The organism is Nitrobacter sp. (assembly GCF_051535235.1).
In the GTDB taxonomy this organism is placed as follows: Bacteria; Pseudomonadota; Alphaproteobacteria; order Rhizobiales; family Xanthobacteraceae; genus Nitrobacter.
Map to the genome: position 1 here is coordinate 38,162 of NZ_JBPPLZ010000007.1, position 13,766 is coordinate 51,927.

Below are 13,766 nucleotides of genomic sequence, written 5' to 3' on the forward strand. Positions count from 1 at the left end.
GCTGCGTCTGCGCAATGTTGATGAGGCTGCTCTGCCATTCCTACCTTATTCCAAGCGTCTTGTGCGTCTGCAGGCTGAGCCGCCATTGCGGATGCCGCAGGCAATAGTCGATGGCGCGCGCGGTATTGCCGGCCGCGTCAATCCCGTCCATCGGCTGCAACGAAAAACGCTCGAAGGCGAGGTCTGCGAAGTCCTCGGGCCGGGCGTCCGCCTGCGGATAGACCAGCTTGAGTTCCTGCCCCCTGGTGACGCGCAAATCGGCGCCGGCCTTGGGGCTGACGCACAGCCAATCGATGCCGTCAGGCGGTGCTATGGTGCCGTTGGTTTCGATGCCGATCTCGAAGCCGCGGGCGTGCAGCGCGTCGACCAATGCCTTGTCCACCTGCAACAGCGGCTCTCCTCCCGTCAACACCGTGTAGCGCTGGGCGGCCGGTCCGGCCCACTGCGCTGCGACGGTATCGGCCAGCGCGTCGGCGGTGGCGTAGCGCCCGCCCAGCGTCCCGTCCGTGCCCACGAAATCCGTGTCGCAGAACCGGCAGGTGGCTGAAGCGCGGTCTTCCTCACGCCCGCTCCACAGGTTGCAGCCCGAGAAGCGACAGAATACCGCAGCTCGGCCCGCATGGGCGCCTTCGCCCTGCAGGGTCAGAAAAATCTCTTTGACTGCGTAGCTCACGAGGTTCTTTCCGGCGCCGGTCTGGTTTGCCGAAGAGCCTCGCCTACCGCCATGGCGGTGGCAATGGCGACATTCAGCGAGCGTAAGCCTGACTTTACGGGTATCACCAGACGTGCGTCCGCGGCTGCTGCGACGGCGTCCGGGACACCGGCGCTTTCGCGGCCGAACAACAGGATATCGGTAGAAAAATACCGATGATTCAGGTAGGACAGGGCTCCCTTGGTGGTGAAAAGCACCAGCCGCCCGCCATCTCCGCTACGCCACTCCTGAAAGTTCGGCCAGGAATCGTGACGCACGATGGCGACCTGGTCGAGATAGTCCATTCCCGCCCGGCGGAAATGGCGATCCGAGACCGGAAAACCGGCAGGCTCGATGATATGGGCCTCGACATCGAGACAGGCGCACAGGCGCAGAATTGTCCCGGTGTTCTGCGGGATGTCGGGTTGAAAAAGCGCGATCCGCATCACCTCTGGGCTTTCATGACGGGACTTCGCGGCAGCCGGCGGTTCGTTGCAGTGCAATAATGTGATCGATAGCGCACTTGCGCTCACTCGGCGACGATGCCAATAGAACGGCCGCTCGCAAGATGCATCCCTGGAGTGGTTACACCTATAGCAACAAGATCGGCAGCGAATAAGAAGGGGTTGGAATCGTGACGACGTCGTCTTCGGCAGGACATAGCCGCCGTGATTTCCTTTTCGTAGCAACCGGCGCCGTCGCCGCCGTGGGCGCGGCAGCCGCGGCGTGGCCGCTGGTGGCCCAATTGAACCCGGATGCTTCCACGGTCGCCGCTGGCGCGCCCATCGAGGTCGATCTCTCCCCGATCGCCGACGGGCAGGACATCAAGGTGTTCTGGCGCGGCAAGCCGATTTACATCATGCACCGCACCGCCAAGCAGATTAAGGAAGCCCAGTCGGTCAACGTATCGAGCCTGCCCGATCCGCAGCCGGATTCGGCCCGCGTCAAGGAAGGCCACGACCAGTGGCTCGTCGTGATCGGCATCTGCACCCATCTCGGCTGCATCCCGATCGCACATGAAGGCAACTACGACGGATTTTTCTGTCCGTGCCATGGTTCGCAATACGATTCCTCGGGCCGCATCCGTCAGGGCCCGGCCCCTCTCAATCTTGCCATTCCGCCTTACGCCTTCCTTTCCGATAGCAAGATCAAGATCGGATAAGGCCGAAAAGACCCGAACCGAACGCGTCGTTTCATTCCTCAGGATCGCATCATGAGCGGACCCTCCACCTACCAGCCGCAAAATTCCTTCATTAAATGGATCGAGCGGAGACTGCCGATCTTCGGCCTTGTCCATTCCTCGTTCGTCGCCTATCCGACGCCGCGCAACCTGAATTACTGGTGGACGTTCGGCGGCATCCTCTCGTTCATGCTGGGGGTGCAGATCATCACCGGCGTCATCCTGGCGATGCATTACACGCCCCAGGCCGACCTCGCTTTCAACTCGGTGGAAGCCATCGTCCGCGACGTCGATTACGGCTGGCTGCTGCGTTATCTCCATTCCAACGGCGCCTCGATGTTCTTCATCGCCGTCTATATCCACATGCTTCGCGGCCTGTATTACGGCTCCTATAAGGAACCGCGCGAAGTCCTCTGGATCCTCGGCGTCATCATCTACCTGCTGATGATGGCGACCGGCTTCATGGGCTACGTGCTGCCGTGGGGCCAGATGAGCTTCTGGGGCGCGACCGTCATCACCAACCTGTTTTCCGCCATTCCCTATTTCGGCGAAAGCATCGTGACCCTGCTGTGGGGCGGCTATTCGGTCGGCAATCCGACGCTGAACCGCTTCTTCTCGCTGCACTACCTGCTGCCGTTCGTGATCGCGGGCGTGGTCGTGCTGCATGTCTGGGCGCTGCATGTCGCCGGCCAGAACAATCCGACCGGCGTCGAGCCCAAGACGCCGAAGGACACGGTGCCGTTCACGCCTTACGCAACCATCAAGGACGGGTTCGGCCTGTCCTGTTTCATCCTGTTCTATTGCTGGTTCATCTTCTACATCCCGAACTATCTCGGCGATCCCGACAACTACATCCCCGCCAATCCGGGTGTGACGCCCGCGCACATCGTGCCGGAATGGTACTACCTGCCGTTCTACGCGATCCTGCGTTCGATCCCGAACAAGCTCGCGGGGGTCGTGGCGATGTTCAGTGCCATCCTGGTGCTGGCCTTCCTGCCCTGGCTCGATTCCGCCAAGACCCGCTCGCTTCGCTATCGTCCGCTCGCCAAGCAGTTCTTCTGGATCTTCGTCGGTGTCTGTCTCGGCCTCGGCTATCTCGGAGCGAAGCCGCCGGAAGGCGTCTACGTCATTGCCGGGCGTATCCTGACGGGGTGCTATTTCGCCTATTTCCTGATCGTGCTGCCGATCCTGAGCCGCATCGAGAAGCCACGTCCCCTGCCCAATTCGATCGCGGATGACGTGCTGGGGAAGAAAGGCGTCGTGGCCTCGCTCGCGGCGGTGTTTGCCGTCGCGGGGCTATTGGTATGGGATAGCGGTTCCAGGGCTATGGCGGCCGAGCATTCGCCGAATCCCCCGTCGCTGAACTGGTCGTTCGCGGGCCCGCTTGGCAGATTCGATCAGGCCCAGTTGCAGCGCGGCTACAAGGTCTACAAGGAGGTCTGCTCGGCATGCCATTCGATGAACCTCGTGCATTATCGCAACCTGACTGATCCGGGCGGTCCGGGCTTCACGGTGGCTCAGGCCACGGCGCTGGCTGCCGAAATCCAGGTCAAGGACGGTCCGAACGACGCCGGCGAGATGTTCGAGCGGCCGGGACGTATCGCCGACAAGTTTCCGGCGCCGTTTCCGAACGAGAACGCCGCCCGCGTAGCCAATGGCGGCGCAGCGCCCCCCGATCTCTCGCTGATGGCCAAGGCGCGGGGCTATGAGCGCGGTTTTCCGCAGTTCATTTTCGATGCCTTTACGCAGTTCCAGGAAAAAGGCCCGAACTACATCCACGCCATCCTGACCGGCTTCGAGGATTCCCCGCCGCATGGCTTCACGCTGCCGGATGGTTCGTTCTACAACAAGTACTTCCCCGGTCATGCGATGAAGATGCCGAACCCGCTGTCGGACGATCAGATATCCTACAGCGACGGGACGCCGCAGAAGGTCGATCAATATGCGACGGATGTGGCCGCCTTCCTGATGTGGGCCGCCGAGCCGAAGCTGGAGGAACGCAAGCGGATCGGCTTGCAGGTCATGATTTTCATGGTCATCTTTGCCGGACTGCTCTACTTCACCAAGAGGGCGGTGTGGGCCGACGCGCATTGAGGCGCAGCCGGATTAACTGCCGAGGCGAGACCAAAAGTTCCTGCAAAGCAGCCCCGGCCTTGGCCGGGGCTTTTTATTATTGAGGTGCCGTGTCCCCGACGCGATGCCGCGCAAGCGGTGCATCGCTGATCCCGGACCGTTACGAAGGCGGTGTCTGATGCGATCCCGGTTCTGCGAAGCGGCGTTGCACGCCGCATCGCGCCCGGGACACAGGTTCGGCCCAGCAATCAGCGCTTGAACAGGCCCATCACCGCCGATTTCGCCAGCGTGTTGAAGTGAAGCTGGAACCCGATCACCGCCGCTGAGGTGTCGGCGGTGGCGTTGATGTTGCCTCCCACTGCGTGCACGGTGAAGAAATAGCGGTGCGGATGATCCCCTTCGGGCGGGCAGGGACCGCCATAGCACGCGGAGCCGAAGTCGGTGCGGCTCTGCAGCGCCCCCCTCGGAAGCTTGCCGCTGTCGGGATTGCCGGCGTCGAGCGCAAGTTCCGTCACCGATGGCGGGATATTGATGACGACCCAGTGCCAGAAGCCGCTGCCGGTCGGCGCGTCCGGATCGTAACAGGTCACGGCGAAACTCCTGGTACCTGCCGGAGCGCCGCTCCAGCGCAGGTGCGGCGACCGGTTGCCGCCCGCGCAGCCGTGACCGAAATCCGCCGACAGGATATGATCCTTGGCGAGGTAGTCGCCGTCCTTGAAACTGTCGCTCACGACCTTGAACGCCATGTTTTTCTCCCGGTTTTAGGATGAACGGGAATCTAGAGCATTTCATGTTTTGACGGAAACGCTTCAGGCATAGCCATTCAAGGAACGCCGTCGTTTCGCTCGCCCATGACGCCGGCAATCCGTCCGCTTTGAAGATGGATGGCATGACAAAGGTGATCGTCCCGAACGCTCTTGACATCGCACCATCGGAATGATGATTTCGCGGCCATGACCAGCACCGTCCGCCCGTTCCGTCTCTGGTGGCCCACCTTCTAAGGTGGCCGGTGCGATTTTGTTTCAATTCCGATCGTCGAAGGCCGTCATGCAGAAACGACGGCCTTTTTCGTTTGTCCTGTGTGGCGCTTCTTCCTCAGGTCTCGTAAGAGGACTCCATGAACAGGACCGTCTTTTCCCTTCCCGCGCAGAGCGAGTACGCGACCGCCGGCGGTCTCGCCGTCAGCCGGTCGATCGAGCATTTTACCGGCGGCAGGCGGCTCGACGACCTGATCGACCTGCTCGACCGCCGCCGTGGCCTGGTGCTGTCGTCGGGCACCACGGTGCCGGGACGCTATGAGAGTTTCGACCTCGGTTTCGCGGATCCGCCGCTCAGGATCGAAACCACGGGTCTGAATTTTTCCATCGAGGCCACCAATGCCCGCGGCGAGGTGCTGATCGCCTTTCTGGACCAGGCGCTGAGCGAGCCTTTTGTGGTGGTCTCCGAAAGCACCGCGCTCCGCATCGCCGGCCACATCCTGCGCGGCGACGCGCCGGTGGAGGAGGATCAGCGCACCCGGCGCGCCAGCGTGATGTCGCTGGTGCGCGCGCTGGTGGCGGCGTTCGCATCAGACGCCGATCCCACGCTCGGGCTTTACGGCGCGTTTGCCTACGACCTCGTGTTCCAGATGGAAGATCTGGTGCAGAAGCGCGCGCGCGAGGCCGACCAGCGCGACATCGTGCTGTTCGTGCCCGATCGTTTGCTGGCCTACGACCGCGCCACCGGCCGCGGCGTCGTGCTGTCCTACGATTTCGCGTGGAATGGCCGCACGACCGCGGGCCTGCCGCACGACACGCCCGAAAGCGTCTACGCCAGGAGGGGACGGCAGGGTTTCACCGATCACGCTCCCGGCGAATATCAGGCCACGGTGGAGACGGCGCGCGCCGCGTTCGCGCGCGGCGACCTGTTCGAGGCGGTGCCCGGGCAGTTGTTCGCCGAACCCTGCGAACGCTCGCCGGCCGAGGTGTTTCAGCGGCTGTGCCGGATCAATCCGTCGCCCTATGGCGGTCTCGTCAATCTCGGCGACGGCGAATTCCTGGTTTCCGCTTCGCCGGAAATGTTCGTACGCAGTGACGGCCGCCGGATCGAGACCTGTCCGATCTCCGGCACCATTGCGCGCGGCGCCGACGCCATCGGCGACGCCGAGCAGATCCGCGAATTGCTCAACTCGGAGAAGGACGAGTTCGAGCTCAACATGTGCACCGACGTCGATCGCAACGACAAGGCGCGCATCTGCATGCCGGGAACGATCAAGGTGCTGGCGCGACGTCAGATCGAGACCTACTCGAAGCTGTTTCACACCGTCGATCACGTCGAGGGCATTTTGCGGCCCGGCTTCGACGCGCTCGATGCGTTTCTCACCCACGCCTGGGCGGTGACGGTGACCGGCGCGCCCAAGAAGTGGGCGATGCAGTTCGTCGAGGACAACGAGCGATCGGCGCGGCGCTGGTATGCCGGCGCGTTCGGCGTCGTCGGGTTCGATGGCTCGATCAATACCGGCCTGACCATCCGCACCATCCGCATGAAGGACGGGCTGGCCGAGGTGCGCGTCGGCGCGACCTGCCTGTTCGACAGCAAGGCGGAGCTTGAGGACCGCGAATGCCAGACCAAGGCGGCCGCGCTGTTCCAGGCATTGCGCGGCGACGCGCCGAAGCCGCTCTCGGCGGTCGCGCCGGACGCGACCGGCTCCGGCAAGCGCGTGCTGCTGATCGATCACGACGACAGCTTCGTCCACATGCTGGCGGATTATTTCCGTCAGGTCGGCGCGCGCGTCACCGTGGTGCGTTACGTCCACGCCCAGGACATGCTGAACACGCAGAATTACGACCTGCTGGTGCTGTCGCCCGGTCCCGGCAGGCCGGACGATTTCGGCATGGCGAAAACCATCGGCACCGCGCTGGAGAAGAAACTTCCGGTATTCGGCGTCTGCCTCGGCGTGCAGGGAATCGGCGAGTATTTCGGCGGCCGGCTCGGTCAGCTCGCGCAGCCGGCGCATGGCCGCCCCTCACGCGTGCAGAATCGCGGCGGACGCTTGATGCGCAATCTGCCGAACGAGATCGTGATCGGCCGCTATCATTCGCTGTATGTCGAGCGCGAGAGCATGCCCGACGTGCTGGAGGTGACGGCGACCACCGACGACGGCGTGCCGATGGCGATCGAGCACAGGACGCTGCCGGTCGGCGGCGTGCAGTTTCATCCCGAATCGCTGATGTCGCTCGGCGGCGAGGTCGGCCTGCGGATTGTGGAGAATGCGTTCCGGTTGGGGAAGGGAATGGCATGAAGAGAGCGTCGGTCATTTGTATTGATCGTCATGGCCGGGCATAGCCGTTCGAAGAACGGCGTTCTATCGAACGCCTATGGTCCCGGCCATCCACGTCTGTCCGGCATCCAACACAGCGAAGACGTGGATGCCCCGTGACAAGCACGGGCATGACGCACGATTCGTTGATAGGAAAACATGAATGACCTTCGAAGACGATCTGCAGGCTTCCGTTCGCACGATTCCGGATTATCCGAAGCCGGGGATCATGTTCCGCGACATCACCACGCTGCTCGGCGACGCACGCGCGTTCCGCCGCGCGGTCGATCAGCTCGTGCATCCATGGGCCGGCTCGAAGATCGACAAGGTCGCCGGCATCGAGGCGCGGGGTTTCATTCTTGGCGGTGCGGTGGCGCATCAGGTCTCGGCCGGCTTCGTGCCGATCCGCAAGAAGGGCAAGCTGCCGCATCAGACAGTGCGGATGGCCTACGCGCTCGAATATGGTACCGATGAAATGGAAATGCACGTCGACGCCATCGCGAAGGACGAGCGTGTCATTCTGGTCGACGACCTGATCGCCACCGGGGGCACGGCGGAGGGCGCGGTGAAGTTGCTGCGCCAGATCGGCGCCAATGTGGTCGCTGCCTGCTTCATCATCGACCTGCCGGACCTCGGCGGCGCCGCCAAGCTGCGCGCGATGGATGTTCCGGTTCGGACGCTGATGGCGTTCGGCGGGCATTGACAAGTGCGGTCCTTCGGATTCAGCCGCCCAAAGACATTTCCGAATGCATTTTATACAATTTCAATAATGCCGTGATGCGTTTGGATGAACAGCCGTTTTGAGCAATTTCACCTTTTACCGCAGCTTGTGTGGCTTTCTGGGCGGCAATCATTTTTGCCGACAAGTCTGCGTCGCTCAAATTTTGATTGCGCTCTTTTAGGGCTTGAATCGCTCTTATCGTAACGGCGTGTAGGTTTGACAGGAATTTCGGTTCCGTTGCCTTGTCCACAGCATTGCAGCCTAGAGCGGCCACGCGACTGGCGAGGAAGTTTGAGTAGATTTGTACGATATCAACGCGCCCTTGTCCGAAGGAGGCGGATAGACCGCAGAAAACCCCAAGCACTGTCGCAAATGCTAAGACTTCTTTTTTCATATTCCGCCACCTCCGCGAGAGAGTTCTTCACCCCCGCTGCTGCGCCAGTCGCTGCTCGATCTCGCGGAAACTGAAATAATTGCTGCGGACCCACTGATGCAGTTCGGTGGACGTATCCTTCTCCGTTCGCAGATAGCCGGTGAAGGAAAAAGTGGGCCGCTCGATGTAGCTCTTGAGAAACGGCGGAAGCACCGCGATGCGCACCACCTGACTGTGCATGAAAATTTCTGGCAGGTCTCCGCGCAGGACGTATTCGTTGTCGACAATGACGAGCGCGTCGGGCTGCAGCATTGCCCGCAGGGTGTGATAGCCGCGCGTGGACACGCGGTCGCTGTCGGCCACGAACAGGACAACGGGCGCCACGTTGCTCCGGGCGGCTTCCTTGATGAAACCGATTTCCGCAATCATCCCGAAGAATTCGTCGAACGCGTGGTAGCCGAGGTCGATCACCTTGGCGAGGCCGTCATCGACGATCAGGCGGTCCATCAGCGCCATCTTGCCGTAGGTGTCGTCGATCTCGGCGGTCTCGGTGAGGCGCGGCAGGTAGTCGACCAGCGACGGCTCCTGGATGTTGACGTCGAACGCCAGGACATCGCCCCGCTGCAGGCGCAGAAACTCGCTGAACTGCCGCGCGATCAGCGTCTTGCCGACTTGCGGCCGTGGCGAGCAAATGATGTAGACGGGCGTGCGGGGCATGACCGATATATCGGAGAGAGCATCCCGATCTAGCAGGATGTCGAAAAACTCTCCACCGTCATTCTCGATGCGCGCTTGTGCGTCCGAGAGGTCTACGAGGTCTGCGCTATCGGCGCGAGTGGAAGCGTCCCTCGCCCGGTTCGTTCAGACGACCGTTTACTTGGCCGAGGCGCGGCTGGCTTTCTCCTTCGAGGTGACGATGTCGGTGAGCTTGATGCGGTCGAATTCGCCCCAGACATTCGCGAGCCAGTGACGGACGTAGCCGCGCAGGACGAACGAGTAGTTCGCGGACTCGTTCTTCTGTCCCTTGTTGGCCACGAATTTGAGGAACGGCACCGAGGATACCTCGACCTGCTCGTACGCCATCTCGTTGAGCTTCGGGATGGTGATCTCGGTCGCGTCCTTGATCTTGCGGAAGTAGGCGTTGTAGGTCGCCTGGTCCCACTCGAAGAAGTTCGTGTTGTTGATGAAATTCTTGACGAGGAAATATTTCGCGCCGGACATGAAGCTCGCGGTCTCCGCGATTTCGTCGAGCGAGGCGATCGAGGGGCCGAGGATATGGAACACCGCGAAGGTGATCTGCCCGGACTTCGCCGCATCGAGGAACCCGATGTCGCGAAGCGAGGCCAGCGCCGGCGACATCAGTCCGGCGCGGACGTCGATCACCGTGACGCTGGCCTTGGCCGTGTTCAGCGTGTCGAAGATCTTCATCTGGTCCGCGGTCGTCGTCATGTCGACGATCTCGGTGATGTCAGGGTGAAAGCGCTTCAGCGTGCCGCGCGGCGATTCGGTGTCGAACGCTCGGGTTGGCACGTTGTTGGCGTTGAAATAGTCGAGCACGGTGCGCGAAACCGTGGTCTTGCCGACCCCGCCCTTGTCCGCACCCACCACAATCACTGCTGGCTTGGCCATGAGATCCCTTTGAGCAAGCTGAAAGCCGAAAACCGCGCATGGTCGCGCGGACGGCATGTCCCCATGTTTGCTTGGGGCGCGACCATGGCAGAAACGAGGGAGAATTCAATTCGATATGTTAAATCCGGCGAAATTCGTCATGGCGCCCGGAAAATCGTTTCTTCTTGCGCAACTTTGCGAGTGTGAATCGACTTCGAAACGCCGAGGATCAGGAATGATTGCCCCAGGGTCCGGGAGCAGGGGGCGTCGCGGGCGCTGGCGGCGCGGGTTCGCTCCACGGCCCCGGCGACAGTTCCTGCTTGCCGGCCGGATCGGTCGCGTTGCGCTCCTCCTGAAGATGACGGATCGGGCCGGGATCGCGGCCGCCGGCATATGTCACCAGCGCACGCACCCGCGTCTCGATCGACGGATGGGTGGCGAACAGGTCGGCGAAGCCTTCGCGCGGGTTGTCGACGCACATTTCCATCACCGCGGAGGTCGCGCCCGGCAGTTCGCCGCGGTTCTCGATCTTGCGCAGCGCCGAAATCATGGCATCGGGATCCTTGGTCAATTCGACCGAGCCGGCATCGGCCATGAGTTCCCGGGAGCGCGACAGCGCCAGCCGCACCACCTGCGACAGGAACCAGGCCAGCGCGATCAGGGCCACGGCGACGATCAGGGCGACAACAGCGCCCCCGCCCTTGCTGTCGCTGTTGCCGCCTGATGATGAGGACGAGCGGGACGAGCGCCAGCTTCCGCCGCCGATCCGCGTGCCGCCGTTGAGGAAGATGCGGAAGAACAGTTCAGCAAGGAAGCTGACGCCGCCGGCGATGATGACGGCGACCACCATCAACTGCACGTCGCCATTGCGGATGTGGGTCAGCTCGTGCCCCAACACCGCCTCCATCTCCCGATCGTTGAGTTCCTTCATCAGCCCTGTGGTGACGGTGATGGCGTATTGGCGGCGGTTCAGGCCGGTGGCGAAGGCGTTGACCGCATCGGTGTCCATCACCTTCAGCTTCGGCATCGGAATGCCGCGCGAGATGCACAGATTTTCCAAAAGGTTATAGAGTCGCGGCTGTTCCTTGCGGCTGACGTCACGGCCGCCGGTGACCGCATCGATCATCGACTGATGAAAGAAATAGGCGATGACGATCCAGAGTGCCGAACCCGCCGTGGCCCAGGGAAACGCGGCGATCAGGTCATGCCAGGCCCGGGTGAAATAGAACGCCGCGGTATGGTCCGTGCCGCGCCGGACGACTTCGGCGATCAGCGCGCCGGAGAACACCATCACGTAAATCAGCAAGAACAGGCCGGCGAGCAGAAACATCGAACGGATCTTGTTCGATGCGATGTGGGTGTAGAGACCGTAAGCTGCCATGGCGTGTTCGCCTAGAAGTCGTCATTCGGGGTCACCCCCGGCGACGAATGCCTCGCGTTCGCGCCGATGGCGTGAACCCAAAATCCTGAGCTTTGCGATTGGGAGTGGATTTCGGGTTCGTCGCTGCGCGACGCCCGGGAATGACGCTGATAAACAAGCATCGCTCCGGACTCCGCGGAATCGTGATCAGAATTTCACCTGCGGCGTCTGCTCCACCGTGGTGCGGCTGGCGCCGAGGTCGAAGAACTCCTTGCGGGTGAAACCGAACGTCCCGGCGAACAACGCCGCCGGCATCTGTTGGATGCCGGTGTTGTATTCCTGGACCGCGTTGTTGAAGAAGCGGCGGCTGGCCGCAATCTTGTTTTCGAGGTCGGAAAGTTCGCTGGCGAGCTGCTGGAAGTTGGCGTTGGCCTTGAGATCGGGATAGGCCTCCGACAGCGCGATCAGGCGGCCGAGCGCGCCGCTCAACTGGTTCTCGGCGGCGCCGACCTGCGCAGGACCCTGTGCCGACATCGCCACGTTGCGCGCCTTGATGACATCGTCCAGAGTCCCGCGCTCGTGCGCGGCATAGCCTTTCACGGTTTCGACCAGGTTCGGAACCAGATCGTGACGCTGCTTGAGCTGCACGTCGATGTCGGCGAATGCCTGGCCGACGCGCTGGTTGAGTGCGACCAGCCGGTTATAGGCGACAAGCGCGAACAAGGCGATGGCGACAAGGACGCCGAGAATGATCCAGCCGGACGACATGGGGGAGGGCTCCTGAATAAGACGGGCGAAGGCGGCTACCGTAGACGAAATGAGGCGCAAACAGCAGGAACCGCCGTGAAGGGCATCTCTTGGTATCGAAAATCCTTAGAAAAGTTCAAGTTGTCGGGTACCTGGTTCTGTGGAAGCATGGATTTGCAGGAATTTTGGTGTGGCTGATCAGAATGGCGAGGGAATGATCGCGAACGAGCAGTCTTTGGGTGCAGGGACGCCCAGTGCCGTCGATCCGCACGCCACCACGCCGCGGATGATGCGCTACGTGTTTCTGGTGCTGGGTATCGGGTTCGTTGCGCTCGGTTTTATCGGCGCGTTCCTGCCGGTGCTGCCGACGACGCCGTTCCTGATCCTGGCTGCTGCGTGTTTCGCGCGCTCTTCCCCTCGGCTGGAAAAGTGGCTGTTGCAGCATCCGCGTTTCGGCTCGCTGTTGCGCGGCTGGCGAGAGCGCGGCGCGATTCCGGTCAAGGCCAAGCTGATGGCGCTTGGCGGCATGGCGATTGGTTTCACGATGTTCTGGTTCGGCAGCCATCCGGGACTCTGGCTCACGGCGGCGGTGGCGCTCATCATGCTCACCGGACTGGTCTACGTTTTCACGCGGCCATCATAGTCTTGGGCAATTATGTTCGGTCGGATTTGAGGGTGCCGCCCCAACCGATCCGTCGCACGCGCGCGTAAGCGGCCTTGTCGCGACGGGGAATTGTCACGAAGCCGGCGCACCCGTCGGTCTGACACAGTTTGATCCGCATCCCGGCCTTGGTGACCAGCGGCGGCGCCAGCACCCGCGACGGACGTTGCAAGGCGGGTGTTCGTGCCAGCGCGACGTAGCTGAATTTCTCATCCTCGAAAGGGAGCTCCGCGCCCTTGATCTGCTTGTGCGCGCGGGATCGCGGCAGCCGCTGCACGAAATGACACCAGTCCGGGGTGGCTTTCTGTTTTGACGTGTTGTCTTCAGCCGAAACAGCGCCTGCTTCGCTTGAAGATGCCATGAGCGGACATTCGCGGTCGTGCGGGCAGGGCGCGATGACGTGCGCGCCCCGCGCGACGAGCCGGCGGCGCAGATCGATGATGCGCCGGTAGCCGGCGGGCGTGCCGGGTTCGACCACCAGCAGCGCATCGCGGGTCGCCGCCCACATCAAGTCAGCGAGGGCGGCTTGCCGGTCGGCATTCATTTCGCCAATGACGTAACTCGCGACGACGAGATCGGCGCCTGCCGGCTCGTCCCGGATTCCGGCGAATATATCGCTCTGCGCATAGTGGAGACGGCGCAGCCGCGTCTCGTCGGACACGAGGTCGAGCGCGAGCGTCCGCAATGCCGTATTGGCATCGATCGCGGTGAATTCGTCGAGGCAATCGAACGCCTGTGCCGCCGCCCATGTCGCGGTGCCCGGACCGGCGCCGAGGTCGAGCAGGCTCGCCGGTGCGAATTCCGGGCGGATCTCGTGGAGCGCGTTGAAGCAGGCGACGACGGCTGCATAGGTCGCCGGCATCCGTGCCAGCGCATAGGCGAGTGCGTCGGTCTGGTTCCGGATCGCATCCGAGCCCCCGCCGCAGCGATAGGTCTGCGAGATCGCTGCCGCGCGGCCCGCGGCGTCGCTGCGGGAGAGGCCTTGCGCCTTTTGGTCGAGCGCAGTGCGCAGCGCGGCGGGAAGGGCAGGCGGGATCATGGGTTACCCTCCCCT

General features: G+C 62.5%; 14 protein-coding genes. 5 read left to right on the forward strand and 9 right to left on the reverse strand.

What is annotated here, in order from left to right:
- Positions 1 to 40: 40 nt before the first annotated feature.
- Positions 41 to 673, reverse strand: a complete 633-nt coding sequence (queE, locus tag ACS3WA_RS10955) for a 7-carboxy-7-deazaguanine synthase (protein ID WP_438278556.1) — start codon at positions 671 to 673, stop codon at positions 41 to 43.
- Positions 670 to 1,137 carry a tRNA (cytidine(34)-2'-O)-methyltransferase gene (locus tag ACS3WA_RS10960; RefSeq protein WP_438278557.1) on the reverse strand — a complete coding sequence of 156 codons (468 nt, stop codon included), beginning with the start codon at positions 1,135 to 1,137 and terminating at the stop codon, positions 670 to 672. Before ACS3WA_RS10960 ends, queE begins: the two co-directional genes overlap by 4 nt.
- Before the next feature lie 188 nt (positions 1,138 to 1,325).
- Between ACS3WA_RS10960 and petA the strand changes: the two genes are divergently transcribed.
- Positions 1,326 to 1,853 carry a ubiquinol-cytochrome c reductase iron-sulfur subunit gene (gene petA / locus ACS3WA_RS10965; RefSeq protein ID WP_438278558.1) on the forward strand — a complete coding sequence of 176 codons (528 nt, stop codon included), beginning with the start codon at positions 1,326 to 1,328 and terminating at the stop codon, positions 1,851 to 1,853.
- A gap of 51 nt (positions 1,854 to 1,904) precedes the next feature.
- Positions 1,905 to 3,965, forward strand: a complete 2,061-nt coding sequence (locus ACS3WA_RS10970; RefSeq protein ID WP_438278559.1) for a cytochrome c1 — start codon at positions 1,905 to 1,907, stop codon at positions 3,963 to 3,965.
- Positions 3,966 to 4,192: 227 nt separating this feature from the next.
- Here the strand turns inward: ACS3WA_RS10970 and ACS3WA_RS10975 are convergent, their stop codons facing one another.
- The gene (locus ACS3WA_RS10975) at positions 4,193 to 4,690 is read right to left on the reverse strand and encodes a YbhB/YbcL family Raf kinase inhibitor-like protein (protein WP_438278560.1); all 498 of its coding nucleotides are present in this window, start codon (positions 4,688 to 4,690) and stop codon (positions 4,193 to 4,195) included.
- Between the two features lie 371 nt (positions 4,691 to 5,061).
- Here ACS3WA_RS10975 and ACS3WA_RS10980 point away from each other — a divergent pair, with 371 nt between their 5' ends.
- Positions 5,062 to 7,224, forward strand: a complete 2,163-nt coding sequence (locus ACS3WA_RS10980; RefSeq protein ID WP_438278561.1) for an anthranilate synthase component I — start codon at positions 5,062 to 5,064, stop codon at positions 7,222 to 7,224.
- 181 nt (positions 7,225 to 7,405) lie between these two features.
- A complete protein-coding gene (locus ACS3WA_RS10985; RefSeq protein ID WP_438278562.1) occupies positions 7,406 to 7,945 on the forward strand; it encodes an adenine phosphoribosyltransferase in 540 nt (179 codons plus the stop codon).
- A gap of 19 nt (positions 7,946 to 7,964) precedes the next feature.
- On the opposite strand, the gene ACS3WA_RS10990 is transcribed toward ACS3WA_RS10985, so the two are convergent.
- The 5 genes from ACS3WA_RS10990 to ACS3WA_RS11010 all read right to left on the reverse strand — a co-directional run bounded on the left by ACS3WA_RS10990 (position 7,965) and on the right by ACS3WA_RS11010 (position 12,072).
- A complete protein-coding gene (locus ACS3WA_RS10990) occupies positions 7,965 to 8,357 on the reverse strand; it encodes a hypothetical protein (protein ID WP_438278563.1) in 393 nt (130 codons plus the stop codon).
- 27 nt (positions 8,358 to 8,384) lie between these two features.
- Positions 8,385 to 9,053 carry a hypothetical protein gene (locus ACS3WA_RS10995; protein WP_438278564.1) on the reverse strand — a complete coding sequence of 223 codons (669 nt, stop codon included), beginning with the start codon at positions 9,051 to 9,053 and terminating at the stop codon, positions 8,385 to 8,387.
- 156 nt (positions 9,054 to 9,209) lie between these two features.
- Positions 9,210 to 9,965 carry a hypothetical protein gene (locus ACS3WA_RS11000; protein ID WP_438278565.1) on the reverse strand — a complete coding sequence of 252 codons (756 nt, stop codon included), beginning with the start codon at positions 9,963 to 9,965 and terminating at the stop codon, positions 9,210 to 9,212.
- A gap of 208 nt (positions 9,966 to 10,173) precedes the next feature.
- Positions 10,174 to 11,325: a M48 family metallopeptidase gene (locus tag ACS3WA_RS11005; RefSeq protein ID WP_438278566.1), complete on the reverse strand. Its 1,152-nt coding sequence runs from the start codon at positions 11,323 to 11,325 to the stop codon at positions 10,174 to 10,176.
- A gap of 186 nt (positions 11,326 to 11,511) precedes the next feature.
- Positions 11,512 to 12,072, reverse strand: coding sequence for a LemA family protein (locus tag ACS3WA_RS11010; RefSeq protein ID WP_438278567.1), 561 nt, complete (start codon positions 12,070 to 12,072; stop codon positions 11,512 to 11,514).
- A 268-nt stretch (positions 12,073 to 12,340) separates the two neighbouring features.
- On the opposite strand from ACS3WA_RS11010, the gene ACS3WA_RS11015 reads away from it, so the two are divergent.
- A complete protein-coding gene (locus ACS3WA_RS11015; RefSeq protein ID WP_438278695.1) occupies positions 12,341 to 12,694 on the forward strand; it encodes a YbaN family protein in 354 nt (117 codons plus the stop codon).
- 10 nt (positions 12,695 to 12,704) lie between these two features.
- Here the strand turns inward: ACS3WA_RS11015 and ACS3WA_RS11020 are convergent, their stop codons facing one another.
- Positions 12,705 to 13,751, reverse strand: a complete 1,047-nt coding sequence (locus ACS3WA_RS11020) for a small ribosomal subunit Rsm22 family protein (RefSeq protein ID WP_438278568.1) — start codon at positions 13,749 to 13,751, stop codon at positions 12,705 to 12,707.
- Between the last annotated feature and the right edge of the window lie 15 nt (positions 13,752 to 13,766).

Excerpts from the sequence above, each read along its gene's own strand:
- ACS3WA_RS10960 (WP_438278557.1), bottom strand. The coding sequence starts at position 1,137 with ATGCGGATCGCGCTTTTTCAACCCGACATCCCGCAGAACACCGGGACA.
- ACS3WA_RS10970 (WP_438278559.1), top strand. The coding sequence starts at position 1,905 with ATGAGCGGACCCTCCACCTACCAGCCGCAAAATTCCTTCATTAAATGG.
- ACS3WA_RS10975 (WP_438278560.1), bottom strand. The coding sequence starts at position 4,690 with ATGGCGTTCAAGGTCGTGAGCGACAGTTTCAAGGACGGCGACTACCTC.
- ACS3WA_RS10980 (WP_438278561.1), top strand. The coding sequence starts at position 5,062 with ATGAACAGGACCGTCTTTTCCCTTCCCGCGCAGAGCGAGTACGCGACC.
- ACS3WA_RS10985 (WP_438278562.1), top strand. The coding sequence starts at position 7,406 with ATGACCTTCGAAGACGATCTGCAGGCTTCCGTTCGCACGATTCCGGAT.
- ACS3WA_RS10990 (WP_438278563.1), bottom strand. The coding sequence starts at position 8,357 with ATGAAAAAAGAAGTCTTAGCATTTGCGACAGTGCTTGGGGTTTTCTGC.
- ACS3WA_RS10995 (WP_438278564.1), bottom strand. The coding sequence starts at position 9,053 with ATGCCCCGCACGCCCGTCTACATCATTTGCTCGCCACGGCCGCAAGTC.
- ACS3WA_RS11000 (WP_438278565.1), bottom strand. The coding sequence starts at position 9,965 with ATGGCCAAGCCAGCAGTGATTGTGGTGGGTGCGGACAAGGGCGGGGTC.
- ACS3WA_RS11005 (WP_438278566.1), bottom strand. The coding sequence starts at position 11,325 with ATGGCAGCTTACGGTCTCTACACCCACATCGCATCGAACAAGATCCGT.
- ACS3WA_RS11010 (WP_438278567.1), bottom strand. The coding sequence starts at position 12,072 with ATGTCGTCCGGCTGGATCATTCTCGGCGTCCTTGTCGCCATCGCCTTG.
- ACS3WA_RS11015 (WP_438278695.1), top strand. The coding sequence starts at position 12,341 with ATGCGCTACGTGTTTCTGGTGCTGGGTATCGGGTTCGTTGCGCTCGGT.
- ACS3WA_RS11020 (WP_438278568.1), bottom strand. The coding sequence starts at position 13,751 with ATGATCCCGCCTGCCCTTCCCGCCGCGCTGCGCACTGCGCTCGACCAA.